Genomic DNA, 23,812 nt, shown 5'->3' on the forward strand with positions numbered 1-23,812 from the left:
GCAGGGCGAGCCCTGCCCGGCGCCGCTCAACCCTCGCCGTTCCGGCCGGGCGGCGGCAAAACCGCTTCCCCGGTCGTCACGCCGGCGAGCACCTCGACCTGCCCGTCATCGCGCGCCGGGCCGAGGCGGACGAAGCGTCGCTCCACCCCGTTCTCCCCGACAACCCAGAGCACGTCGAGCTGGCCGACCCGGCGGACCCGGTCGGCGGGCACCAGCAGCCGCTCGCGCTCCCCGGCCGGCACCTGGAGCCGTGCGTACATGCCGGGAAGCAGCCCGTTCTGCGCCGTCAGGGTGGCCTTGACCTCGAAGGTTCGCGAGGCCGGGTCCGCGGCCGGGACGATTTCCTCGATACGCGCCGTAAACGCCTTGTTGACCGCGGGCACGGCCACGGCCAGCTCCTTCCCCGGCGCAAGGGCAAGGGCAAGACCCTCGCGCACCCGGGCCTCCACGCGCAGGGAGAACGGGTTGTAGAGGGAGAGGATCTTCTGCCCGGGCTGCACCGTGTCGCCGGGCTCGGCGAAGCGGTCGACGATGCGCCCGGCGAGGGGCGAGGTAATGCGCGAATAGCCGAGCGCCGTTTCCGCCTCCTCCGCCGCCTGCCGGGCGCCGGCCAGCTGTGCCTCCAGGCTGGCCGCGTTTGCGCGGGCGGCATCGAGGTCGGCGTCGGCGATCAGCCGGCGGCCGTGCAGTTCCTCGGCGCGCGCCAGGTTCTGCTGCGCCTCCTTGAGCCGCGCGGAAACGCTGCGCACCGTTTCCCGCGCCTGCCGCGCCCGTGCCTCGAGGTCCGCCTGCTCCAGCTGCACGAGCAGGTCGCCCGCCTCCACGTAATCGCCGGCACGCACCGGCAGCGCCGTGATCCGGGCCAGCAGCCGCGAGGCCACCACCGTCGTCTCGCGCGCCTCCACCGAGGCCGGCACCGCCTCGAAGGCCGGCTCCGTCACCGCGCGCACCGGCACGGCCCCTTGCGTGGAGGCAGGCGCTGCGCGTTCGAGGCCCGGCTCGACCCGGTCGCGGAAGCCGCCCGCCATCCAGTAGATCAGCAGCAGGAGCACCAGCAGGGCCCCGAGGGGCAGGAGCAGCTTGCGCAGCAGGCTTGTCATGGGGTTTCTCCTTCCGCTGCCGCCGGCTCGAACACGAGCCAGTAGACCACCGGGACCACCAGCAGCGTGAACAGGGTCGAGGCGATGATGCCGAAGATGATCGCGAGCGCCAGGCCGTTGAACACCGGGTCCAGAGTGATGACGAGGTTGCCCAGGAGCGTCGTGCCGGCAGTCAGCAGCACCGGGCGCATGCGCACCGCGCCGGCGCTGAGCACCGCCTCGCGCACGCTCGCCCCGCCCCGCCGCGCCTCGGTAACAAACTCGACCAGGATCAGCGAATTGCGCACCACGATGCCGGCGAGGGCGATCATGCCGATCATCGCCGTGGCCGTGAACAGCACCGGGTCCGGGGCACCCGCGACCACGCGCTCGCCGAAGCCGTTCATGGCCCAGAAGCCGGGCATGATGCCGATGATCGTGAGCGGTATGGCCGCCATGATGATCAGCGACAGCGCCGTCGAGGCGGTCTGCAGCCGCAGCACCACGAAGATCGCCAGCAGCGCGAACAGGTAGCCGAGCCCCATGTCGCGGAACACGTCGAGGGTGATGCTGAGCTCGCCCTCACCGGTCCAGCTCGCCGAGGCCCCGGGGGGCAGGCTCCAGCCGTCCCCCGCACCGCTGTTGAAGTAGGTGCGCGATGCCCAGCGCTCGTGGTGGGCACCCGCGGCGCCGTTCGCCTCCGCGGGGTCTTCCCGGTAATCGGCGGCCACGTCCGCGACCACCGCGGCCGGCGTGCGGCCGTTTAGCTCCGCCGTCACGTAGACCACCCGCCTCAGGTCCTTGCGGTGCAGCGTCGGGTCCGCGCTGCCTTCCTCGAAGGTTCCGAGCTCCCCGAGCGGCACCAGCGGCTGCGGCGCGAGCTCCAGCCCCTGCGGAGTCGTGGTCTTGGCCACGCCCGGGCGACCGCGCACCGTGAGGCGCTCGAAGGCGGCGAGCGACGCGCGCTCGGGCACCGGCAGGCGCAGCTCCACGGGCAGCGGGTGCAGTTCCTCGGGCTGCTGCAGGTAGCCGGCGACGAGCCCCCCGTTGGCCAAGGCGAGGGTGTTCGCCACATCGGCCGTGGCGACGCCAGAGAGTGCTGCCTTCTGCTTGTCGGTGACGAAGCGCAGGCGCGGCCAGGGGGCCTCCAGGCTCGAGTCCACCTCGACCACGTGCGGCTCGCGCTCGAGCCGGGCCATGAGCGTTTCCGCTGCCGCCTGCTGCGCACGGTAGGGCGTGAGCGGCTCGGCGTAGATCTCGGCGACCAGGGTGCTCATTACCGGCGGCCCCGGGGGTACCTCCACGACCCGCACCACCGCGCCATCGCGACTGTAGGGGGCAAGCAGTTCCCGCAGGCGCAGGACCACGGCGTGGGACTGGTGCTCCCGGTCCAGCTTGTCGACGAGCACGAGGCGGAGTTCGCCCAGGTGCGGCCCGTGGCGCTGGTAGTAGCGCCGCACCATGCCGTTGAAATCCATCGGCGAAGGCACGCCCACGAAGCCGGCTATGTCGGCCACCTCCGGCACCCGGGCGACGGCTTCCGCCACCGTGCGGGTGAGCGCCGCGGTACGCTCGAGGCTCGTCCCCTCGGGCATGTCGATCAGTACCTGCACCTCGTTCTTGTTGTCGAAGGGCAGGAGTTTGAGCGGGACAAGGCGCAGGGCCGGCAGCAGCGCCGCCGCCAGGAACAGCGCGACCACCACGAGCAGCACCGCCTTTGCACGCCCGCGGCTGGCGAGGAAAGGCTCCATGGCACGACGATAAAGGCCGCTGCCTTCAGCGCCCTCGGCGAGGGCGCCCTCACCGGGCTGCAGCAGCCGGCTCGCCACCCAGGGCGTCACCAGGAACGCCACCACGGTACTGCTGATCACGCTCACCGGCACGTTAAAGGCCATGGGCGCCATGTAGGGCCCCATCATGCCGGTGATGAACGCCAGCGGCAGGAAAGCGAGGATGATCGTGACCGTGGACATGATGAGCGGCGTGCGGATCTCCGCCATCGCGGCGATCACCCGATCGGCAGCGCGGCCGCCGCGAGCGAGGAAGCGGGCGATGTTGTCGACACCGGTGATCGGGTCGTCCACGAGCAGGCCTAGGGACAGGATAAGAGCAAAGAGGGTCACCCGGTTGATGGTGTAGCCGAGGGCGAGGTCCAGGGCCAGGGTGATGCCGTAGCACACGGGGACCGCAAGGCCCACCACGACCGCCGGGCGCCAGCCGAGAAACACGCCGATGAAGACAACCACCGTGAAGACAGCGAAGGCGAGGGAGGTCACCAGGTCGTTGACCTTCGCATCGGCCGTCTCGCCGTAGTTCCGCAGCACCGTCAGCCTGAGCTCCGGGGGCAGGATATCGGCGCGCACGCGCTCCAGGACGGCGAGGGATTCCTCGGCCACGGCGACGGCGTTGGCCCCGCGCTGCTTGGCGACCGACAGCACCACGAGCGGGTAGCCGTCGCCGTCGTCTCCCGCAGGCATGAGCCAGCTGTAGCTTTCCGCCTCGGCAGGACCATCATCGATCTCTGCGACTTCACCCAGGGTGACCGGCGCGCCGTCGATCACGTTCACCACAAGCTGGTCGAGTTCCGACGGCTCGCGCAGCACGTCGCCGCCCTCGAGGCGGATCGCCCGGTCGCCGACGGTCCAGGTCCCGGCGCGGGTCAGTACGCTGGAAACCGCGAGCGCATCGACCACATCGGCTGCGGTGGTCCGGCGTGCGGCCAGGGCCTCCGGATCGAGGAGCACCCGCGCCGTGCGCGGCCGCCCGCCGACCACCTTCACCTCGCTGGTGTCGGAGGTCGCCTGCAGCGCCGTGGTGAACTCCTCGGCGACGCGGCGCAGCTCGTAGTCGCTGTAGCGTCCCGGGTCCTCGCTCCAGAGGCCGACGACGAGGATGGGCACATCGTCGACTTCCACCGGCTTCACCTGCCAGCTGCTGACGACCGGCGGTACCTGGTCCTGGTTGGCATAGAGCTTGTTGTAGGTATTGAGGATCGCTTTCTCGCGGTCCTCACCCACGCGGAAGCGCAGGGTGACGACCGCCTCGCCCTCGCCGGAGCTGGCATAGAGGTGCGCCACGCCCGGCAGCTGGTTGAGCAGTTTCTCCAGGGGCAGGGTGACCTGGCGCTCGGTCTGCGCGGCGCTGAGGCCAGGCGCCGCCACGAGCACATCGATCATCGGGACGACGATCTGCGGCTCTTCCTCGCGGGGGGTGAGTTCGAGGGCCAGGAGCCCCGCGGCGGTAGCGGCGAGGAACAGCAGGCGGGGCATGGCGCCCGCCAGCACCCGCTCCATCAAGCCGGCAAACCAACTCGTCATGCGCTCCCCGCAGCCTCGGCAAACGGGGCAGAGTCTAGCAGCGGGCGGCGCTCTGCGTCAGTCGTCCGGGGGTGACGCGCGGCTTCTAGACCGGGTGCTGCTTCACCCACTGCTTGGCGATGATGATGCGCTGCATTTCATTGGTGCCCTCGCCGATACACATCAGCAGCGAGTCGCGGTAGAAGCGCTCGATCTCGTATTCCTTCGAGTAGGCGTAGCCACCGTGAACGCGCATCGCTTCCTCGGAGTTGCGCACGGCCGCCTCGGAGGCGAAGTACTTGGCCATGCCCGCCTCCATGTCGCAGCGCTGGCCGCGGTCGTAGGCGTCCGCCGCATCCAGGGTCAGCAGCCGCGCGGCGCGCGCCCGGGTCGCCATTTCACCCAGCTTGAGCTGGATGGCCTGGTGTTCGCAGATGGGCTTGCCCATGGTCTCGCGGGTCTGCGCATAGGCCGTGGCCAGCCGGAGTGAGCCCTCGGCGAGGCCGACGCCGCGGGCGGCGACATTGATGCGGCCCAGCTCCAGGCCGCCGGTGGCCTGGAAGAACCCCTTGCCCTCCTCACCGCCGATGAGGTTGGCCGCCGGCAGCCGGTAGTCCTCGAACACGAGCTCCGCGCTGTCGATGGCGTTGTAGCCGAGCTTCTTCAGTTTCTTGCCGACCGTGAACCCCTCGCCCTTGGGCGCGATGAACAGGCTCATGCCCCGGTAGCGGGGCTCGGCCGCCGGGTCCGTCTTCACTAGCAGGGCGACGCAGCTGCCCTGGATACCGTTGGTGATCCAGGTCTTGGTGCCGTTGATGACGTAATCGTCGCCATCGCGGCGCGCCGTCGAGCGAATCGCCTGCAGGTCGGTCCCGGCGTTGGGCTCGGTGAGCGCCAGGCCACCGCGCACCTCGCCACTGGCAAAGCGCGGCAGCCAGGCGCTCTTCTGCTCCTCGGTGCCGAAGCGCTCCACGGCCGCGGCCATCATCAGGTGCGAGTTGAAGATGCCCGTGATCGCCATCCAGTAGGAGGAGATCCGGGTCACGATCTCCGCGTAGGTCCGCGCGGGCAGTCCCAGGCCACCGTACTCGGGGGCAATGGTCGCCCCGAACAGCCCCATCTCCCTCATCTGCTCCACGAGTTCCGCCGGCCACTCATCGTCGTGGTCGTACTTCATGGCGACCGGCGCCACCTCGCGCTCCACCCAGCGCTCGATCCCGTCGATCAGCGCGCGCTCTTCGTCCGGGTCGATCTGTCGCGGGGCCCGCTGTGCTTCTGTCATGGCTCTCTCCCTGCTCCGGCGCCACCGGGGCGCCGCGATGCTTCAATCGTCGGCATTGCCGAAGCCGCGCTTCCAGACGAGCACACTGCGCTCGAAGGTGCAGACCACGACGCCGTCCTGGTTCTTGCCGGTGGTGCGAATGGTGACGATCCCCTGCTGCGGCCGCTTCTTTGACTCGCGCGTCTCCAGCACCTCCGATTCCGCGTAGAGCGTATCGCCCGGGAACAGCGGGTGCGGCAGCTTGATGTCGCCCCAGCCCAGGTTCGCTACCGCTTTCTGGCTGATGTCGGACACGCTCATGCCGACCAGCAGGGCCACGGTGAAGGGGGAGCACACCAGCGGCTTGCCGAATTCCGTCTTCTTTGCGTACTCGTAGTCGAAGTGCGCCGGGTGCGTATTCATGGTCAGGAGGGTGAACCAGACGTTGTCCGTGTCCGTGATGGTCCGCCCCGGGCGATGCTCGTAGACGTCGCCGACGGTGAAGTCCTCCAGGTAGCGGCCGAAGGTCTCCCGGTAACGGCCGGGCGCTACCTCGATGGTTCCATTGCGCATGCTATGCCTCGTTGTGCTGTTGCAGTAGTGATTCAAAGCGGCGGACGATGGGCTCGTCGAGCATCATTCCGTCGTGCATGACGGCTCTGCCGCCGGCCTCGCGGTAGGCATCGACAGCGGCCCGGGCCCGCGCGAGCTCGTCGGCCGTCGGCCGGAACGCCCCGGCCACGGGTTCCAGCTGCGCGGGGTGGATGACGGCCTTGGCCGAAAAGCCCAGCGTCTTTGCCTGCATGGCCTCGGCCGCCAGGCCCGCCTGGTCCTTCACGTTCACGAAGGGTACGTCGATCGCGCGGACGCGGGCAGCGACGCAGCCGAGCACGAACCGGCTGCGCGCATGCAGCAGCGGCTCCCAGGCCAGGTCCACGCCGAGCTGGCTGGACAGGTCGCCGCCGCCGAACATGACGTTGTCGACCCGCGGGGACACACCGATTTCACGCACCGCCGCCAGGCCCTCGACCGTCTCGACGAGCGGGATGACGGAAACCGCCCGGTCGCCGAGAACCGCGTCGACAATGGCAAGCTCCGCGGCGCTCTCCACCATGGGCACCAGGAGGATCGGCGGCGGCTGGTCCGCCTCTGCCAGCGCCAGCAGGTCACGCAGGCCCGCAGCCGTGCGCAGCCCGTTGATGCGCACGGCGGTGCGCGGCGTCGCACCGTCCGCCAGGAAGGCGAGCACGGCCGCACGGGCCTCCGCCTTGTCCGCGGCCGGTACCGCGTCCTCGAGGTCGACGCAGACCACGTCGGCGGCCGTCGCATGCGCCTTGGCGACACGATCCATGCGATCGCCGGGTACGAACAGCAGCGTGCGGAACGCAAGACCGACCGCCGCAGCGTCAGTGGGCATCGAGGAACTCCAGGAGCGCATCGGAGAACCGCTGGCGCAGGGACTTCCCGGCGAGCACGTGGGCCGCGTCGGGGAAGGTGAGGCCCCGGGCCGCGGGCAGGGCATCCTCGATGGGCTGCGTCAAACGGGGGCCGGTCACCACGTCCAGCCCGGCGTGAAGGACCAGGGCCGGTACGTCGACGGACCGCAAGGCGTCGAGGGCGTCGTGCGCCAGGCTGGCCTCGATGAAGCGACGGTGGGTATCGACCTTGCCTCGCAATTCCTTCCAGGGCCCGTCTTCACCGAGCAGGCGGTGGATATTGGCGTCGTAGAACGCCGGTTCGAAGGACATGGCGCAGGCAAAGCGCTGGAAATCTGCCCAGCCCATTCTTTCGTGGATATCGAGGAACAACCGGAGGTGCTCTGCCAGCAGGGCATCCACGCGGGCCCAGGCGCCGGTGTTCACCAGCGAGCGGGCGAGCGCGGGCCGCTCGATGGCGATCTGCTGGCAGATGCAGGCACCGATACCCACCATGCCCAGCAGGTGCACCCGCTCCAGGTCCAGGGCATCGAGGACGGCGATCGCATCGCCGGCGTACAGCCCCATGGTCGGCGGCGTGGCCGGGTTATCCGTCGAGCTGGCCAGGCCCCGGTAGTCCATGATGACGACCTGGTAGCGGTCGACCAGCCCGAAGGGCAGGCCGCGAAGCTCGCCGTGGCAGAAGGTGCCCCAGCCGCCGAGGCAGAGAATCGGCTCCCCCTCCCCGACGACCTCGTAGTGAAGCTGCGCCCCGTCAGGGCGCTTGATGACCGGCATCGGCATCTCCTTGAGCCATTGCCTTGAGCGCGGCATACAGCTGGTCCGTGGTGAGTACGTCGGCGTAGCGCCGGCCGACGTCGCGCAGGTTCGCCTCGTGCGCCGACCGGTCCTGGTCGCCACAGCAGGCTTCCGGCACGATGACGTAATAGCCGTGGGAGAAGGCGTCGACCACCGTGGCTCGCACGCAGCCACTCGTCGTGGCGCCGGTCACGATCACCGTGTCGACGGCGGTACGCGTGAGGAAGGTGAGCAGCGGCGTGCCGAAGAACATCGATGGGGCGCCCTTGGTGAAATGAAAGTCGCCCTTGCCGGCAATACGCGGATCCAGCTCCATGCCCGGCTGGCCGTAGAAGAGACCGTCATAAACGGCATCGACCTTCCAGCGCGCCATGTCCTTCTCGCTGCACCAGCCAACGGCGCAGGTGGCCACGGGAATACCGAGCGGTTCGGCGAAGGCGAGCAGCGCCGCCGTCTCGTCGACCGCCCGCTGTACGTGGGCGGAACGGCCCATAGGGAAGGCGCTGTCCGTGAACGCCCGCTGGAAGTCGACGACGAGGATCGCCGGCTTGCGCCCGAAGCCCATGGCGCGGGCACCGTAGCTGGCCTCCGCGAAGGCGTCACGCGGTGCCGTGTCGTCCCGAACACTCACGGGCCTACCCGGCTGCGCGCACGCTGTCGTTCCCGGCCTCGGCCTCCCGCCGCTGCTTGCGCAGCCAGGCGGCCGCGATCGGTGCCTGCACCGGCGGCTCCGGCGGCTCGAAGCCGGTTTCCTCCAGGCAGCGGGCGCGTAGTTCGTCGAGCGTGCCGCCGAAGTCGAAGGCCTCCGGATCCCCGCGTTCGCTGCGCAGGGTGGCGCGCAGGGCATAGCTCGCGGCCACGTCGATGGCCAGGTCCTCGCCGGTGACGACACCGTAGCGGCGCGCACCCTCGGGCGTGACCAGGCCCGCCTCGAGATCGTAGGCGATGATGTCGTAGGGCCGCTCCAGCGGGTCGCCCCAGCCGCCGCCGCCCCAGGTCTCGAAGACGAGCAGGTCGCCGGGGGCGACCGGCACGTCATCGACCTTGGACGGCAGGTTTTCGGTCGTGCCATCTGCGCGCACCAGCGTCTTGCGGCTGCGCGTACCCGGGAGGCCGCCCTTGACGCCCCAGGGGTAGGTGAACCAGCGATCGTCGTGGATGGAAATCTTGCCCTCGACGAGGAACGCGTACTCCGTCCGGACCCCGTTGCCGCCGCGATGCAGGCCCGGGCCCCCGGTGTCCGGGATGGATTCGAAGCGCTCGACGCGGACCGGGAAGTAGGCTTCCGTGTACTCGTTGGGCACGTTGCGCATCTTCGGCCACAGCGAGTGGCCGTCGGGGCCATCGCCCCCGGGCTTGCCGGGGATGCCGCCGAAGCCGATCTGGAACATGAGGAACCAGTCGTCGCGCTGGTTGAAGCCCGAGAACATCAGGTGCGGGCTGTCGGAGAAGCCCGCGGCGACCAGGAAGTCGGAATTGGCCGTGCCGAACAGGCCGCTGATGATATCGAAGATCCTGCCGAGGGCGTGGGTGCGGCCATTGAGGGCGGCCGGTGCCACCGGGTTCAACAGCGTGCCCTTCGGAATGCGCACGTCGATGAGGTCGATATAGCCGTCATTGAGGACGATCTGCGGGTCAAAGACATTCACCATGAACTGGCCGCAGAACATCTTGAACATGCGGTCGTTGAGCAGGAAGTTGATGCAGCCCGCCGATTGCGGATCCGTGCGGGAGAAGTCGAAGACGAGCTTGTCGCCCTCGCGCCACATCTCGCAGCCCATCTTGTAGGGGCCGTGGCCGAGCGCGTCGTCGCAGATCCAGTCCTCGAAGACGACCTTTTCCTCGGGCATGGTCGAGACGATGAGCTCGCGCATGGCATCGCGGTTGCGCGCAAGGAGCTGCTTCTGCGCCGACACGAGGACGTCGGGCCCGAAGCGGTCGGCCATCTCCACGAGGCGCGCGGCGCCGGTGCGACAGGCCGAGAGAATCGCGTAGAAGTCGGCCTCGTTCCAGTCCGGCGTCCGCGAGTTGCGCACGGCCAGGCGCACGATGTCCTGCTGCAGCTCGCCCCTGGAGACCACCTTGACGGGCGGGATGACGATGCCCTCCTGCAGGATGTCCGTCGAGGTCACCGGCATGGAGGCCGCCGTCGAACCGGAGATGTCGCTCATGTGGCCGAACATGGCGGCCCAGCCGAGAAGACGGCCGTGGTAGTACACGGGCGTGCATACCAGCCAGTCGTTGAGGTGGCTGATCGCCCCGTCGCAGGCGTAGGGATCGTTGGTGAGAAGGACGTCGCCCTCCTGCACATCGCCCTCGTAGTTGTCGATGAAGCCGTCCACCGGCGAGCCGAACTGCCCCGCCAGCATCTGGCCGTCGCGGTCCGTCAGTACCGGGAAGCCATCGCGCTGCTCGCGGATGATGGTGGAGATCGCCGTCCGGAAGAGAATCGCGTCCATCTGCACCCGGGCGTTCTGGATGGCGTTCTCGATCACGTCGAGCGTCACCGCATCGACATCGACCGTTTCCCAGGGCGTGGTGTTGGTTTCGATTACCGTCGCCATTGCGCTGCCTCCTCCCGCTCAGGAGTTGTCTCTGATCAATAGGTTGCCCACCGAGTCCACCGTGGCATGGCTGCCCGGAAGCACGAGGGTGGTCGAGTCGACTTCCGTGACGATAGCCGGCCCCTCGATGCGATCCCCGGCGAGGAGCTTCGAGCGATCGTAGATCGTGCCCTCGTGGGTCTCACCGTCGGAGTAGATCTGCGTGGCCGCCACCGCCGCCCGGGAAGGGTCGCCGTCGCCCTCCTCCAGGTGCAGTTCGACCGCTTCGGCCCCCGGGCCGAGCACGATGACGCGCAGGTTGACGATTTCCTTGGCCTTCGAGAGGCGGAAGTTGAACATCTGCTCGTGCAGGTCATCGAAGCGGTCGGTGGCCGGCGTGAGACCCTCGGCATGGAAATCCTCGGGGCTCATGGTCACGCTGATGTCCGCCGACTGCCCCGCGTAGCGCAGGTCGACCTGGTATCTCACTTCCTGCCGCTCGCGCGCCACACCGTCCGCGTCGAGGGAGGCGCGGGCGCGCTCTTCGAGCTCGGCAAAGGCGGCTGCCAGTTCGTCCTTCGTGGTTTCCTCCGCCAGCTTGATCAGCGAGCGGGCGGCCTCGTCGCGCAGGTTGGTGGTGGCGTCACCGGCGGCGCAGAGGACGCCCGGGCCGCGGGGCACGATCACCGGCCAGGCCCCGAGCAGGCGGCCCAGCGCGTTCGCGTGCAGCGGACCGGCGCCGCCGAAGGCCATCAGCGAGAAGTTGCGCGGATCGTAGCCCTGCTCGACGGAGACGAGGCGCAGCGCGCCGAACATGTTCTCGTTGACGATCCGGATCACGCCCTCGGCGGCTTCCTCTGGGGTCATCCCCAGGGGCTCGCTGACCTTCTCCAGCGCCTTCGCCGCGAGGTCCTTGCGAATCTTCATGTCGCCGCCCAGGCGGGCATCGGAAGGCAGGTAGCCGAGGACCACGTTCGCATCGGTGACGGTGGGGTTGTCACCGCCCTTGTCGTAGGCCGCCGGCCCCGGAACGGCACCCGCAGACTCGGGCCCCACCCGCAGCGCCTTCGTGAGCTCCGGCACGTAGGCGATGGAGCCGCCGCCGGCGCCGACGGTGCGCACGTCGACGGAGGAAGCGCGCACGACCACATCGTGCACGACCGTCTCGCGCCGTACCTGCGCCTCGCCGCCCTCCACCAGGCAGACGTCCGTGGAGGTCCCGCCCATGTCGAAGGTGATGATGTTCTCGAAGCCCGACTGCCGCGCGACCCAGATGGCGCCGGCAACGCCGCCGGCGGGGCCTGACATCAGCAGGTTGACCGGGTACTCGCCGGCGGTCTGCGCCGCCGCCAGGCCACCGTCCGAGCGCAGGATAGACAGGCTGAGAGAGCCGGTCCGCTCTTCGAGGCCCGCCTTGAGGTTGGCCAGGTAGCGTGAGACGACCGGCTTGACGAACGCATTGGCCACGCTGGTGATCGCACGCTCGTACTCCTGCACTTCCGGCAGGGTGCGCGAGGAGACGGAGATCGCCACGTCCGGCATCATCTCGCGGACGATCGCCTCCACCGCCTCCTCGTGGGCGCTGTTCACGTAGCTGTTCATCAGGCAGATGGTCACCGACTGGATGTCCTTAGCCCGCAGCTTCTCCACGGCGCTGCGCACCTGCGCCTCGTCGAGGGGCCGGACCTCCGCACCATCCGCGCCGATGCGGCCGGAGACCTCGACCGTATCCTTCAGCTCCGCCATGGGCCGGCCCTTGACGAAGTTGATCCACCCCGACAGCGCGCCGGGCACGAAGCCGCGCGCCAGGTGGAGGATCTGGCGGTAGCCCTCGGTCACGATGAGGCCGACCCGCGCACCGTTGCCCGTGAGGACCGCGTTCGTCGCGACGGTCGTGCCGTGCATCACGGCGCGGATCTCGGACGGGTCCACGCCGTGCTCGGCGCAGACCTTGTCGATGCCGTTGATCACGGCGATGGAGGGGTCGTCCGGCGTAGAGGGAACCTTGGCCGTGAGGGGCTGCCCACCGGCGTCATCCAGCATGAAGACGTCGGTAAAGGTACCGCCGACGTCCACTCCAACACTAAAAGCCATTACACACCCCCACCGGCTGCGGCATGATGAACGGAACGGTCCTAGAGTAGGCAGGGCCGAAATTGACTGTCAATATAAATTCGAATCTATCTCTAGATAGATATGATATAAACGCTGCAAGCCCGCCGGGACAAGCCGCTGCACCCCGGTGCCTGGAGACAACGACCGTGCCAGCGAAAAAAACCAGTGGACCCGCGCAGGGCGAACTCTACGACCTGCTGAAGACAAGGATAGCCGACGGCGACTACGCCGTGGGACAACTGCTGCCGACTGAGAAGGCGCTGTGCAGCGAGTTCGGCGCCAGTCGCTATGCGCTGCGCGAGGCCATGGCGCGGCTCGAGGCCGATGGCCTGGTCCGACGGCGCCGCGGTTCGGGCTCCACGGTGCTCAGGCGGCTGCCGCTCGCGACCTTACAGTCCGGTGTCACCTCGCGGGAGGATCTCCTCAACTATGCGTCCGCCACCTTCATGAAATGGGGCTGCCGGGACCTTGTGCGCACCGACGGCAAGCTGGCGCGGCGCCTCGGCTGTGACGAGGCGCGGCAGTGGCAGTTCATGACGGGCGTCCGGCACGAGGAAGACGGGGAGCCGCTGGCGCTGGTCAGCGTGTACGTCGACACGGAACGCGCCAACCTGCCCGAGGTGAAGGCCCTCGGGCGCAAGCCGGTCTACCAGTGGCTGGAGAAGGAACACGGCCTCAAGCCCCACGCCGTCTCCCAGGACATCCGCGCTACCCGGCTGACCGCGCGACAGGCCGAGGGGCTCCGCGACGTCGCCGAAGCGCCCGCGCTTGAGGTCATCCGGCGCTACTTCGATGCGGAGGGGGTGATCTATCTCATTTCCCAGAGCATCTACCGCTCCCGCGACTTCGTGCTGAATCACCGCTTCTTTCTGGGCAACGGCAATTGAGACCAGCGGACCGCACAGGAGCCTAAGGCAATGAGCGACCACTACCCCGGAGCACCGCAACCCGTCGAAGCCGCGCGCGAGGCCATCCGCGAGCTGAACGGCACCGTCAACGCGGTGATCGAGAACCAGGCCACCGCGCAGCCGGCGGCCGGGACGATTCCGGTGCTGGTCAAGGACTGCATGGATGTGCGCGGACTGCCCACCAGCTACGGTTCTGCGCTGTATGCGACGGCACCGCCGGCGAACGCTGATGCGACGGTGACGGCCCGCCTCCGGGCGCGGAACGCCGCGATCGTCGGCAAGGCCAACCTGACCGAATTCTGCTTCGGCGCAACGGGCCAGAACGATCACTTCGGCAACTGCCGGAACCCCTGGGACACGAACCACATCACCGGTGGCTCGAGCAGCGGTTCAGCGGCCGCCGTCGCCAGCGGCATGGTGCGCGTAGCCGTCGGTACCGACACCGGCGGCTCGGTCCGCATTCCGGCGGCGCTTTGCGGCGTGGTGGGGCTGCGGCCGACCGTGGGCCGGGTCCCCAACACCGGCTGCCTGGCGGTCAGCACCATCAGCGACACGATCGGCCCCCTTGCCGCCACGGTCGCCGAGGCCTGCTGGGCCCACGATGCGATCCAGGGCTACGATCCGGCCGACCCGCTGTCGATCCCGGCGGGACCGTCGACCCTGGCTACGCTGCACGAGGGCATCGAGGGCTTCTCCGTCGGCGTGCTCGGCGGCTTTTACGCGGAGGCGCTGGCGCCGGAGATCGAGAACGCCCTCGGCGAGGTCGCAAGACTGCTGGAGGCGCAGGGCGCGGACCTCGTCGACGTCGTTCCCGTGAACAACGATGCGCTGCGGGAACACCACGCCTTCCGCTTCATCCTCGCCGACGTCGCCGAGGCGCGGGCGGCGCTCATGGCGGATCCCGCCAGGCGCGCGGCCATCGGTGCCGAGGTGCGACGACGCATCGAGCTCGGACAGGCGGTGACCGGCACCGAATACGCTGCCAGCATCCGCGCGCTGCTCGCCCTGAAACAGTGGCTACGAGGCGTGTTCGACAGCGGGGTCGACCTGCTGCTGCTGCCGACCACCCCGGTGACGGCACCGCGCTGGCAGGACGCGGGCGACATGGTGGAAACCACGCGCCTCGTTTCCCGCTTTACCTACGACCTGGGAGCCAGCGGCATACCCTCGGTATCCGTTCCCATGGGACGGGACGGGCGCGGCCTGCCCATGGGCGCCATGCTGGCAGCGCCCTGGGGTGACGAGGCGCGCCTGATGCGGGCGGCGCAGGCCATCGAGCAGGGGCTGGCGCTCGACCTGCAGCCCCCGGTGTACACGAGCCCAGATTAGTACGATCTATCTGGTAGATTTATCGAACTTTTTGCGACAGACTGCTTGAAGATCTCCGTAAAGCCAGAAGAAGAGGAAGCCCCATGTCGGCCAGCAAACCCCTCGAAGGCCTGCGTATCATCAGCTTCGAACAGTTCGGCGCAGCGCCCTATGCCACGATGTTCCTCGCCGATTTCGGCGCGGAGGTCATCAAGGTCGAAAGCGCGGCGGGCGACTACGCCAGGCAGACCGGGCCGCAGACCCTCGGTGAGGGCGACAGCCTGTATTTCCAGTGCTTCAACCTGAACAAGAAGAGCGTCGTCCTCAACCTGAAAGATCCCGGCGACCGGGCCCTGTTCGAGGAACTGGTGGTCGACTGTGACGCGGTGGTCAACAACCTCCGCGGCAGCCTGCCGGCGAAGCTCGGCATCGACTACCCGGCGCTCAAGGCGATCAACCCGGCCATTGTCTGCGGCCATATCTCGGCCTATGGCCGCGAGGGCTCGCGCGCGGACTGGCCCGGCTACGATTTCCTGATGCAGGCCGAGGCCGGGATCATGGCTCTCACCGGTGACCCCGACGCCGAACCGACCCGCGTCGGTCTGTCTATGGTCGACTACATGACCGGGATGATGCTCGCCTACGGGGTCATGAGCGCGATCCATTCGGCCGGCAGGACCGGCGTGGGCATGGATATCGACGCCTCGCTTTTCGACACGGCACTGCACCAGCTCGCCTACCAGGGCACCTGGTATCTCAACGAGGGTATCGTCACGCCGCGGATGCCGAGGGCGGCCCACCCCTCTTCAACGCCGGTACAGCTCTACCGCACCGAGGATGGCTGGATCTACCTCTGCTGCATGAACCAGAACTTCTGGGAGCTGCTGCTCGAACTTCTCGGCCGCGAGGACCTCGCGCGGGATCCGCGCTTCGCCACCATGGCGGACCGGCAGGCGAACCGCGAGACGCTGGGCGGGATTCTCGACGAGCAGTTCGCGCAGCGCACTTCCACTGCCTGGATGGAGCTTCTCAAGGGCAAGATCCCGGCGGCACCGGTGCGGCCCCTGGATGAGGCCGTCGATAATCCCTTCGTCGCCGAAGCGGGCATGATCAAGGCGGTGGACCATCCGTCCGGCCGCACCCTGCGTTTCTTCGCCAATCCCCTGAAGATCAACGGCCAGCGGCCTGCGCAGCGAGCTGCCCCCGCACTGGACGAACACGGCCCGTCGCTGCGGCAGGCGGCGCAGGGCGGGACCGGGGAGCAGAGCGCATGAAACTGGAAGGCCTGCGAGTCATCGACCTGAGCATGTTCCTGCCCGGCCCGGTCATCACCCAGATCATGGCGGACCATGGCGCCAGCGTCATCCGCGTCGAACCACCGGGTGGGGAGCCGAGCCGGGCCTTCGGCCCCTTCGACGAAGCCGGCCAGTCCATCTGGTTCCGCAATACCCATCGCGGCAAACGCAGCCTGGCGCTCGACCTCAAGCAGGCCGATGACCGCGCCATCCTGTTGTCGCTGGCCAGGGACGCGGACGTGTTCATCGAGGGCTTCCGCCCCGGCGTCGCTGCGAAGCTGGGCGTTGACGCCGAAACCCTCCGCGCGCAGAACCCCCGGCTCGTCTACTGCTCGCTGTCTGCCTTCGGCCAGCGCGGTCCCCTGGGCAGCAAGGGCAGCCACGACATGGGCGCCCAGGCTTACACGGGTTTCCTCGCCCTCAACGACAACGGCGACGGCAAGCCCGTGGTCCCCGGGATGCCGTCTGCCGACATGGCAGCGGCCCTGACGGGCTTCAGCGCGATTCTCATGGCGCTCTACCGGCGCGAGACCACCGGCGCGGGCGACGTCATCGACGCCAACATGTATGACGCGCTCATGGCGTGGACCGCGCACCTCTCGGGCCCCGTCTTCCACGACCGCACCGCCCCGACGACCCGCACTCACCGTTCCATCGGCGGCTCTGCCTTCTACAATCTCTACGAGACCGCGGACGGGCGCCATATCGCGCTCACCGGTCGCGAGCTCAAGTTTGCCGAGGCCCTGCTGACGGCCCTGGACCGAATGGAGCTGTTCGAGCTCGCAAAGGCGGACCCGGGCCCGGAGCAGCAGCGTCTCATCGGCGAACTGCGCGCGATCTTCGCCAGCCGTTCCTTCGAGGACTGGTGCGCCTTTCTCGCCGGCGTCGACGTCAGCTGGGCGCCGGTCCTCGACATGGCGGAAGCCTTCGACCATCCGCATGCGCAGGCCCGCGAAATGCTGTTCCGGGACGACTCGGGCACGGAACTCCCGGGAACGCCGATCAAGTTCGACCTCGAGCCGGGGGAGGTCCGTACCCGCGCACCGGCGCTCGACGATTTCCGCGACGAAGCCCAAACCGTGCGCTGGGACTGGAAGAGAAATCCTTGACGGCATGTTTCACTCTGAAACAGGATTTCAGTCCGCAATGACAACTCGCCGCGCTGCAGGGTGCGGCCAGGCCGATAGCGCTGTGTTCAGCGGCGTCGACCACCGGACAGTGATGGCACCGTTCTTGCTGCCCCCGGGTGGTAACTTCAACGACAGGCAGGCTAGCGAAGGGAGCAACGCATGACAAAAAGAATCAAGATCATCGTACCGATACCGATGGACGAGGCCGGTGTGGCCAATCGCGCCGAGCAGATACCGCCGGAGATGGTCGGCGAGGGCTTCGAAGTCGTTTTCGAGGCCGTCACCTGGGGCGCGGCCCTCGGCGACAGCTACTACGACACGCTGCTGATGGACATGAGCGTCTTCGAAGCCGGCATCAAGGCCGAGGAACAGGGTTTCGACGCGGTCTGTATCGACACGGTCAGCGATTCCGGCATGTACGCGTTGCGCTCCCGCCTGTCCATCCCCGTCGTGGGTCCGGGCCAGGCGTCCCTGCATACAGCCTGCATGCTCGGGCACAAGTTCTCCGTCATCACCATGTGGCCGCAGTGGTTCGCCCTCTACCGCAAGACCCTCAGCGACTACAAGCTCGAGAGCCGCTGTGCCTCCCTGCGCCACATCAACACCCGGCCGGACCTCGCTGAACTGCTCGAAGGCAAGGAGGAAGTGGTCTTCAAGGCGCTCGAGGAGGAGTCCTTCAAGGCCATCGAGGAAGACGGGGCGGACGTGATCGTGCTGGGCTCGACCACCATGCACCAGTCCCACGCCCACCTGGCGAGCGTCCTGCCGGTGCCGGTCATCAACCCGGGACAGGTCTCCTTCGAGCTGTGCAAGATGTACCTCAAGCTGGGCCTGACGCAGAGCAAGACGGCGTTCCCGAGCCCCGAGGCACCCAACGACGCCGGCGTACTCGCCCGCGGCAACCGCTGATAACGCGGCCAGTCACTGATTTACAGAGAGTCGCTGATTGACCAAGAGTCACCTAGGAGCCAACCCATGAGTGCACACCCTTACGAGTACTACATCGACATCGTGACAAAGCGCTACTTTGACGGCGTCGACAACTACAACCTGGACCAGGTGCTGGACTGCTTCCACGAGGACGCGGTGCTGACGGAGGTCACCTCCATGACCGTCCACGAGGGGCGGGACCAGGGCATCCGCACGATGTTCGAGGGGCTGTTCGACGCCCACTCGCGTATCTGGCACGGCAACTTCGTGCACACCGCGGATACGGAGAACGAGGCCATCTGCTCGCAGTTCTCGGTGGAGGTCACGCCCAAGGGCGCCGACGAGGAGCTGCGCTACGAGAACTCCAACCGCTTCTACCTGAAGGACGGCAAGTTCACCCGCGTCTTTGTCTACATGAGCGGCGAGAACCTGCTCAAGTAATCCCCGACCGAACCAGAGGACTGACACCATGCAATATCAATCCACCCTCGGCCGGGACGAACTGGTCGACCTCGCGCTCAACAAGTACTTCGCCAACGTGGACGCCAAGAACCTCGACGCGGTCCTGGACTGCTTCCACGACAACGCCATGATTACCGTGCAGACCGCCTTCACCACGCACGTGGGCAGGGAAGGCATCAAGCGGATGTTCGTGGATTTCATGGAGAGCTACGAAACGATCATCCACCGGGACTTCACCTGCACCATCGATGAAAAGAACGGCCGTATCGCCGCGAGTTTCACGGCGGAGCTGAAGGACGCCGATGGCAACACGGTACTGCTCGAGAACACGAACTTCTGGCGCATCCGCGGCGACAAGTTCCAGGAGGTCTACATCTACATGAGCGGGGCCAATCCGCTCGTCTGAGCAACGACCGGCTTCGCCCGGCAAAGCTGCCACCGGAAAGGCCCCGGCGACACGGTCGCCGGGGCCTTTTCTCTTCCTTGGATGATTTAGCGCCTATGACAGAACGACTTGATGACTCGCGCCACAGGCCCTGTCGGCCAGCCGCGGCAGATCATAGCGCCGTGGCGTAGCGATCCGACTCGCGCATTTCCCAGTAGGCGCTATCGATCGCACGGGTGATGGGACCGGGCGTGGCGCCGCGGATGGTCCGCCCGGCGACCTCCCGCACGGGCAGCACACCGCCCGCGGTGCTGCAGGTGAAGACTTCGTCCGCCGCGTAGACGTCAAAGGCGCTCAGCGCGCATTCCCGCCACGGTATGTCGAGTTCCGTCGCCAGCTCGAGCATCGTTTCGCGGGTAATACCGCGAAGGATCCCCGCAGACGGCGTATATAGCACGCCCTTCTTGACGATGAAGAGATTACTGGCCGCGGATTCGGAGACGTGCCCGCTGTGGTCGAGCCAGAGCGCATCGTCATAGCCGGCCTCCAGCGCCTCCAGGCGGATCAGCTGCGAGTGCAGGCGATCGAGACACTTGTAGCGGGGATCGAGCGTATCGGCCGGGAAGCCGCGGGTCGCACTGATCATCAGGCGGATCCCCGTCTGCCGTTTTTCTTCATCGGCCAGGAACACGTAGGGCGCGACCCAAACGATGCAGGTCGGGGTGAAGTCTCTCGGGTCCGCGACCACGCTATTGGGCTCTCCACGGGTAACGATGAAGCGGATGGAGGCATCGGCGAGCCCGTTGCGCCGCGTCGTCTCGATGATCGCGTCCCGCCAGGCCTCGCGGTCCATGTCGTGGTTGAGCCGCGCCGCCTGGATAGAGTCGAAGAAGCGATCGAGGTGCGCATCGAGCTTGAAGATTCTGCCCTTCCAGGCGGAGACCACGTCGAACACGCCGTCGCCGAGGAGGAAACCCTGGTCGATCGGTGACACCCGCGCCCGGGAAAGCGGCAGGTAGTCTCCATTGAGGTAGATGATGGGCTCGTCGGTCATCGGCTTCTTCTCCGGTCTGTCCGCCGTCAAAGGCGCAGCTGGGGCTTGATCTTCTCGCCGAAGCGCCGGCAGCCCGAGACAAAATCGGGCCAGCTGAAGAGCAGACCGTCGATGCCGGTATCGGCCGCGATCTCCTCGATCTTTCTCGCCACGGTCTCCTCGCTGCCGTGGATCACGGGGACCCCCATAAACGCCATGTTGCCCTCCTCCACGCTCTTCTCCAGCGCAGCCTTGAGCGTATCGCTGGTGCCACCCTTGTTCGTATCCAGGGTCGCACTGCCGATGATATTGGCAATCGCGCCTCGGTCGGCCTGCTCGACGATGTGGTCCACCTGCGCCTGGGCATCCGCATCGCTGTCGCCGACGATCATGTGGAACAGCGCGTAGATGCCGACGGTGCGGTCGTAGGCCTCGGCCTTTTCCCGGACGTCCTTGACGCTGGCGGCGAGGCTCGACTTGTCCGTGAGCACGAACTGGTGGTCGGCATGCTTGGCCACGAACGCCCTGCCCTTGTCTGACTGCCCCGCGCTGACCAGCGGTATCTCCGCTCGCGGCGTCGGGTTCACGACGCAGTCCTCGAGCTGGAAGAACTCGCCGTGATGGGAGAAGCCGCCGCCCTGCCACAGGCCCTTGAGCACGGTGACGTACTCGTCGGCGAACTCGTAGCGTCGGCCGTAGTAGTCGTCACCCGGCCACATGCCCATCTGCGTGTACTCGGGTTTGTTCCAGCCGGTGACGATATTCAGGCCGCAGCGGCCGCCGGAGACGTCGTCGATGGTCGCGATCATTCTCGCGACCACCGCGGGGTGCTGACTGAGAATCGAGATGGAGGGGAACAGGCCGATCTTGTCGGTGGCAGCGGCGATGGCCGCCATGAGCGTGAAGGACTCGAGGCAGCTGTCCCAGTAGCCGGTATCACCACCGAAGCCGCGGAACTTCATCATCGACAGGACGAAATCCAGGCCCTGCCGCTCGGCTTCCTTCGAAATGGCGAGATTGTGCTCGAAGGTGGGCTCGTAAACCGGGCTGCCCGCCGACGGGATATAGCCGTTGCTACCGTTGGGCAGGAAGATACCGAACTTCATTGCTTTGCTCCTCTAGCAGTTCCGGGCAGATGAATTGCCCTATCCCGGGGCCACAGGGGCCGCCCGGTCACAACGACCGATCGAGCGCGCTGGATACGCGTCGGGAAGGCCCTATTCCGCGTTCTGCGCGAGTAGCTCAGACGCCCAGCGCATGTGGTTCTCGAAGTCCTTCGCCGGGTCACGGCCCGTCCCCGCCAAAAGGGCCGCTGTCAATGAGCGGTAATGCTCAAGGTACTCTTCCCACTGGCTGCCGGGGATAAAATCGGCGAGAAGGCGGTTGTAGAAGGCGAAGTAGGGGCGCGAGTAGAACATGACAAGAAAGGTGTTGCCCGCGATCTCATTGATCGTGCGGTGATAGCGGTAGAGGCTGTCGATGAACTGATCGGCATTGCGCCGAAGGCCCGCTTCCTCGATAGCCTGCATACCGACCCGTACCGCCTCCCGGTGTTCCTCGCGATCCATTTTCTGCGCTGCATGCTGCATGCCGAGGGCGCAGATAGCGCTGGTGAACTCGATGAAATCCAGGAGTTCCTTGGTGGTGAGGCGGGCAATGACCGCGCCGCGGTTGGGAACAAGCCGAACCACGCCTTCCCCTGAAAGTACGTGAAGGGCTTCCCGCACCGGGGCTCGGCTGACACCAAAGGCGTCAGCGAGATCGCTGGCGACCAGGCGCTGCCCGGGTACCAGTTCACCCCGGCGCACACGAGCAATGATTTCCTCGACGACGTGGTCGACGGCCGACTGCTCTCTACCGGGTCTCAGCTGTTCGGCTGCAATGGCCAAGATTGTACCTACCGGTAACTATGGTCCGAACGGCAGTATAAAACAGGCCGTCCGCGATGATAACTTGGCACCCGGTGAACGCCGCAGCGCACTAACCCTCGCCGGGCAGGCCAAGAGACCCCGGATTGACTCGACCCTCCGGGTCCAGGACCCCCTTAACGCCGCGGATCACCTTCTCGAGGGATTTATTCTCCATCATCTCGAAGTACGGGTAGTACTTGCCGATCTGCAGGTGTACGCCACCCAGCTGATCGAAGAGGTCACGCAGTTCATCGCGAAGCTGCAGGGCAACGGCACGCCGCTCCTCGTTGGCAGAGATATGCTTCCACTCATCGGCGTATTCCTTCTCGATGAGCGAAAGTCGGAATTCGCCCAGCTCATCGAGCCAGTAGAAGCTCGGCTCGATGACGAACTCGCTGCCGGCGAAGCAGGTCAGGTAGGACGTCTTGATGCCCCACTGCTCCATCAGGTCCTTGCGTTCGGCAAGGAACGCCTCGGTCGCCTTCGCCGCATCGATCGCGCGGGAGAGCGGGAAGAACCCGTGAACCGGAATCCAGACCGCGCCGTCGGACCCGAGCAACACCGTGCGTACACCGCCGAAGGGCTGATTGCGGAAAGCCAGCGGGATGCTGTTCGCCATCTCCGAGCCGCCCTCTTCCTGGCAGATCTCTGCTGCAATATCGACGTGCTCGGCAGCGACACGCTCCGTGTGCCCGTCCAGCGTCATGTGCAGTGAATAGGGTACGTTGCGCAGCACCCGCTTTCCGCCGAGCGCCATCTTCGCTGCCTGCTTCAGGCCCTTTACGCCGCCCTTGCGAACGATCTGCCCCACGACGGACAGCCCCTCCTCGAAGGTGATGCCCTGCTGCTCGAAGCTCGAGTTGTAATAGGGATCGAAGCCGTAACACTCCGAGGCGATGCGCAGCTTCGCAATCCGGACCTGCGCGGCGAGCATGCTTTCGAGAGTGTCGAACTTGAACGACAGGTACCCGGTTTCCTTCGGCGTGGTGATCAGGCGCAGCGTCACCGCGGTCTTCAGCCCGAAGGCCCCGGTGTCGGCCGTGAACAGACCGGTAACGTCCGGGCCGAAGTGGCGATAAAAGCCGTTGCAATGCTTGTGGGCCGCGGACCCGGTCTGCAGGACCTCCCCGCTGGCGAGGACGACCTGCAAACCCAGCACGCTTTCCGCCACCGTGTTGTAGATACCGGAGCCGTGGAACAGGCTGTTCTGCGACACGGCGCCGCCCACCGTTGCGTACATGCCGGACAGGGGGCCGAAGTATGGCGTGCGCAGACCGAGTGGATAGAGAGCCTCGTAGAGCGTTTTCCAGGTCACGCCCGCTTCGACCGTCACGTACATGTCGTCCGCATTGATCTCGAGGATCCGGTCGAACGCCTGCATGTCGACCAGCACCGCCTGCGTTTCGGTCGGCGTGTAGCCACTCGTATAGGACATGCCGCCGCCCCTTGCGAGCACCGAGTACCCGCGTGAGGTGCAGAAGGCCACTGCCGCCGCAAGGCTGTCGACGCTCGTCGGGCGGATGATCGCGGCGGCGACCTCCCTCGGGCGGAAGCTGAGATCCGTGGAGAAGAATTCCCGATCAGCCTGGTCGAACAGGACATTTCCGTCGCCGAGAATCCCGCGCAGACCGCTCTCGAATTCGTCCACGCTTGCCAAGTTAGATGCCGGTTCGTTCATGTGTTTCCTCCTGCCGGGGCGAAAATGGGTTCTACGCTTGCACTGGGTACTTGACCAACCGTCCGGTCACATAGTGTATGCAATATGTCATACGAAAATGCTAATGACAAGAAGACCCCCGCGGTGTGATTGCTGCAGTCATCACTCAGCGTTCGGAAAGCCAGAAGCCGGATACCCTGCTCAATTGATTGCATACTATTTTTTATACAATAATGGGCGAGTCTCGCTTAGCTGTAAAAATCGGG

20 protein-coding genes are annotated in these 23,812 nt (G+C 66.8%); 7 read left to right on the top strand and 13 right to left on the bottom strand.

What is annotated here, in order from left to right; genetic code table 11:
- Positions 1 to 26 precede the first annotated feature (26 nt).
- The 9 genes from RKE50_RS10600 to RKE50_RS10640 all read right to left on the bottom strand — a co-directional run bounded on the left by RKE50_RS10600 (position 27) and on the right by RKE50_RS10640 (position 12,507).
- Positions 27 to 1,100: an efflux RND transporter periplasmic adaptor subunit gene (locus RKE50_RS10600; protein ID WP_350036372.1), complete on the bottom strand. Its 1,074-nt coding sequence runs from the start codon at positions 1,098 to 1,100 to the stop codon at positions 27 to 29.
- Entirely contained in the window at positions 1,097 to 4,396 is a 3,300-nt protein-coding gene (locus RKE50_RS10605; RefSeq protein ID WP_350036373.1) for an efflux RND transporter permease subunit, read from the bottom strand. The genes RKE50_RS10600 and RKE50_RS10605 overlap by 4 nt, the downstream gene beginning before the upstream one ends.
- 85 nt (positions 4,397 to 4,481) lie before the next feature.
- The gene (locus tag RKE50_RS10610) at positions 4,482 to 5,657 is read right to left on the bottom strand and encodes an acyl-CoA dehydrogenase family protein (RefSeq protein WP_350036374.1); all 1,176 of its coding nucleotides are present in this window, start codon (positions 5,655 to 5,657) and stop codon (positions 4,482 to 4,484) included.
- Positions 5,658 to 5,699: 42 nt separating this feature from the next.
- On the bottom strand, positions 5,700 to 6,209 hold the full coding sequence (locus tag RKE50_RS10615) for a MaoC family dehydratase (RefSeq protein WP_350036375.1): 510 nt from the start codon (positions 6,207 to 6,209) through the stop codon (positions 5,700 to 5,702).
- A 1-nt stretch (position 6,210) separates the two neighbouring features.
- Positions 6,211 to 7,053, bottom strand: coding sequence for an HpcH/HpaI aldolase/citrate lyase family protein (locus tag RKE50_RS10620; RefSeq protein WP_350036376.1), 843 nt, complete (start codon positions 7,051 to 7,053; stop codon positions 6,211 to 6,213).
- Positions 7,043 to 7,849 (bottom strand): alpha/beta fold hydrolase, encoded by an 807-nt coding sequence (locus RKE50_RS10625; protein WP_350036377.1) that lies wholly within the window; start codon positions 7,847 to 7,849, stop codon positions 7,043 to 7,045. Before RKE50_RS10625 ends, RKE50_RS10620 begins: the two co-directional genes overlap by 11 nt.
- Complete coding sequence (locus RKE50_RS10630; protein ID WP_350036378.1) at positions 7,827 to 8,501, bottom strand: isochorismatase family protein; 675 nt, start codon at positions 8,499 to 8,501, stop codon at positions 7,827 to 7,829. The genes RKE50_RS10625 and RKE50_RS10630 overlap by 23 nt, the downstream gene beginning before the upstream one ends.
- Positions 8,502 to 8,505: 4 nt before the next feature.
- Positions 8,506 to 10,434, bottom strand: a complete 1,929-nt coding sequence (locus RKE50_RS10635) for a hydantoinase B/oxoprolinase family protein (protein ID WP_350036379.1) — start codon at positions 10,432 to 10,434, stop codon at positions 8,506 to 8,508.
- 18 nt (positions 10,435 to 10,452) lie between these two features.
- On the bottom strand, positions 10,453 to 12,507 hold the full coding sequence (locus RKE50_RS10640; RefSeq protein WP_350036380.1) for a hydantoinase/oxoprolinase family protein: 2,055 nt from the start codon (positions 12,505 to 12,507) through the stop codon (positions 10,453 to 10,455).
- A gap of 167 nt (positions 12,508 to 12,674) precedes the next feature.
- Between RKE50_RS10640 and RKE50_RS10645 the strand changes: the two genes are divergently transcribed.
- The 7 genes from RKE50_RS10645 to RKE50_RS10675 all read left to right on the top strand — a co-directional run bounded on the left by RKE50_RS10645 (position 12,675) and on the right by RKE50_RS10675 (position 18,967).
- A complete protein-coding gene (locus RKE50_RS10645; RefSeq protein WP_350036381.1) occupies positions 12,675 to 13,415 on the top strand; it encodes a GntR family transcriptional regulator in 741 nt (246 codons plus the stop codon).
- 30 nt (positions 13,416 to 13,445) lie between these two features.
- Complete coding sequence (locus RKE50_RS10650) at positions 13,446 to 14,765, top strand: amidase (RefSeq protein ID WP_350036382.1); 1,320 nt, start codon at positions 13,446 to 13,448, stop codon at positions 14,763 to 14,765.
- 83 nt (positions 14,766 to 14,848) lie between these two features.
- Positions 14,849 to 16,018 (top strand): CaiB/BaiF CoA transferase family protein, encoded by a 1,170-nt coding sequence (locus RKE50_RS10655; protein WP_350036383.1) that lies wholly within the window; start codon positions 14,849 to 14,851, stop codon positions 16,016 to 16,018.
- On the top strand, positions 16,015 to 17,148 hold the full coding sequence (locus RKE50_RS10660) for a CaiB/BaiF CoA transferase family protein (protein WP_350036384.1): 1,134 nt from the start codon (positions 16,015 to 16,017) through the stop codon (positions 17,146 to 17,148). Before RKE50_RS10655 ends, RKE50_RS10660 begins: the two co-directional genes overlap by 4 nt.
- A 180-nt stretch (positions 17,149 to 17,328) precedes the next feature.
- A complete protein-coding gene (locus RKE50_RS10665) occupies positions 17,329 to 18,078 on the top strand; it encodes an aspartate/glutamate racemase family protein (RefSeq protein ID WP_350036385.1) in 750 nt (249 codons plus the stop codon).
- Between the two features lie 66 nt (positions 18,079 to 18,144).
- Complete coding sequence (locus RKE50_RS10670) at positions 18,145 to 18,540, top strand: nuclear transport factor 2 family protein (protein ID WP_350036386.1); 396 nt, start codon at positions 18,145 to 18,147, stop codon at positions 18,538 to 18,540.
- Between the two features lie 28 nt (positions 18,541 to 18,568).
- Entirely contained in the window at positions 18,569 to 18,967 is a 399-nt protein-coding gene (locus RKE50_RS10675) for a nuclear transport factor 2 family protein (RefSeq protein WP_350036387.1), read from the top strand.
- Positions 18,968 to 19,118: 151 nt separating this feature from the next.
- Here the strand turns inward: RKE50_RS10675 and RKE50_RS10680 are convergent, their stop codons facing one another.
- From RKE50_RS10680 to RKE50_RS10695, 4 genes are all read right to left on the bottom strand, one after another.
- Positions 19,119 to 20,000 (bottom strand): aminotransferase class IV, encoded by an 882-nt coding sequence (locus RKE50_RS10680; RefSeq protein WP_350036388.1) that lies wholly within the window; start codon positions 19,998 to 20,000, stop codon positions 19,119 to 19,121.
- Positions 20,001 to 20,026: 26 nt separating this feature from the next.
- Positions 20,027 to 21,085 (bottom strand): LLM class flavin-dependent oxidoreductase, encoded by a 1,059-nt coding sequence (locus tag RKE50_RS10685; protein ID WP_350036389.1) that lies wholly within the window; start codon positions 21,083 to 21,085, stop codon positions 20,027 to 20,029.
- Between the two features lie 111 nt (positions 21,086 to 21,196).
- Positions 21,197 to 21,868, bottom strand: coding sequence for a GntR family transcriptional regulator (locus tag RKE50_RS10690; RefSeq protein ID WP_350036390.1), 672 nt, complete (start codon positions 21,866 to 21,868; stop codon positions 21,197 to 21,199).
- Positions 21,869 to 21,959: 91 nt separating this feature from the next.
- On the bottom strand, positions 21,960 to 23,567 hold the full coding sequence (locus RKE50_RS10695) for an FAD-binding oxidoreductase (RefSeq protein ID WP_350036391.1): 1,608 nt from the start codon (positions 23,565 to 23,567) through the stop codon (positions 21,960 to 21,962).
- Positions 23,568 to 23,812 lie beyond the last annotated feature (245 nt).

The sequence above is a fragment of the Pseudohaliea sp. genome (genome assembly GCF_040217025.1).
GTDB lineage: Bacteria > Pseudomonadota > Gammaproteobacteria > Pseudomonadales > Halieaceae > Pseudohaliea.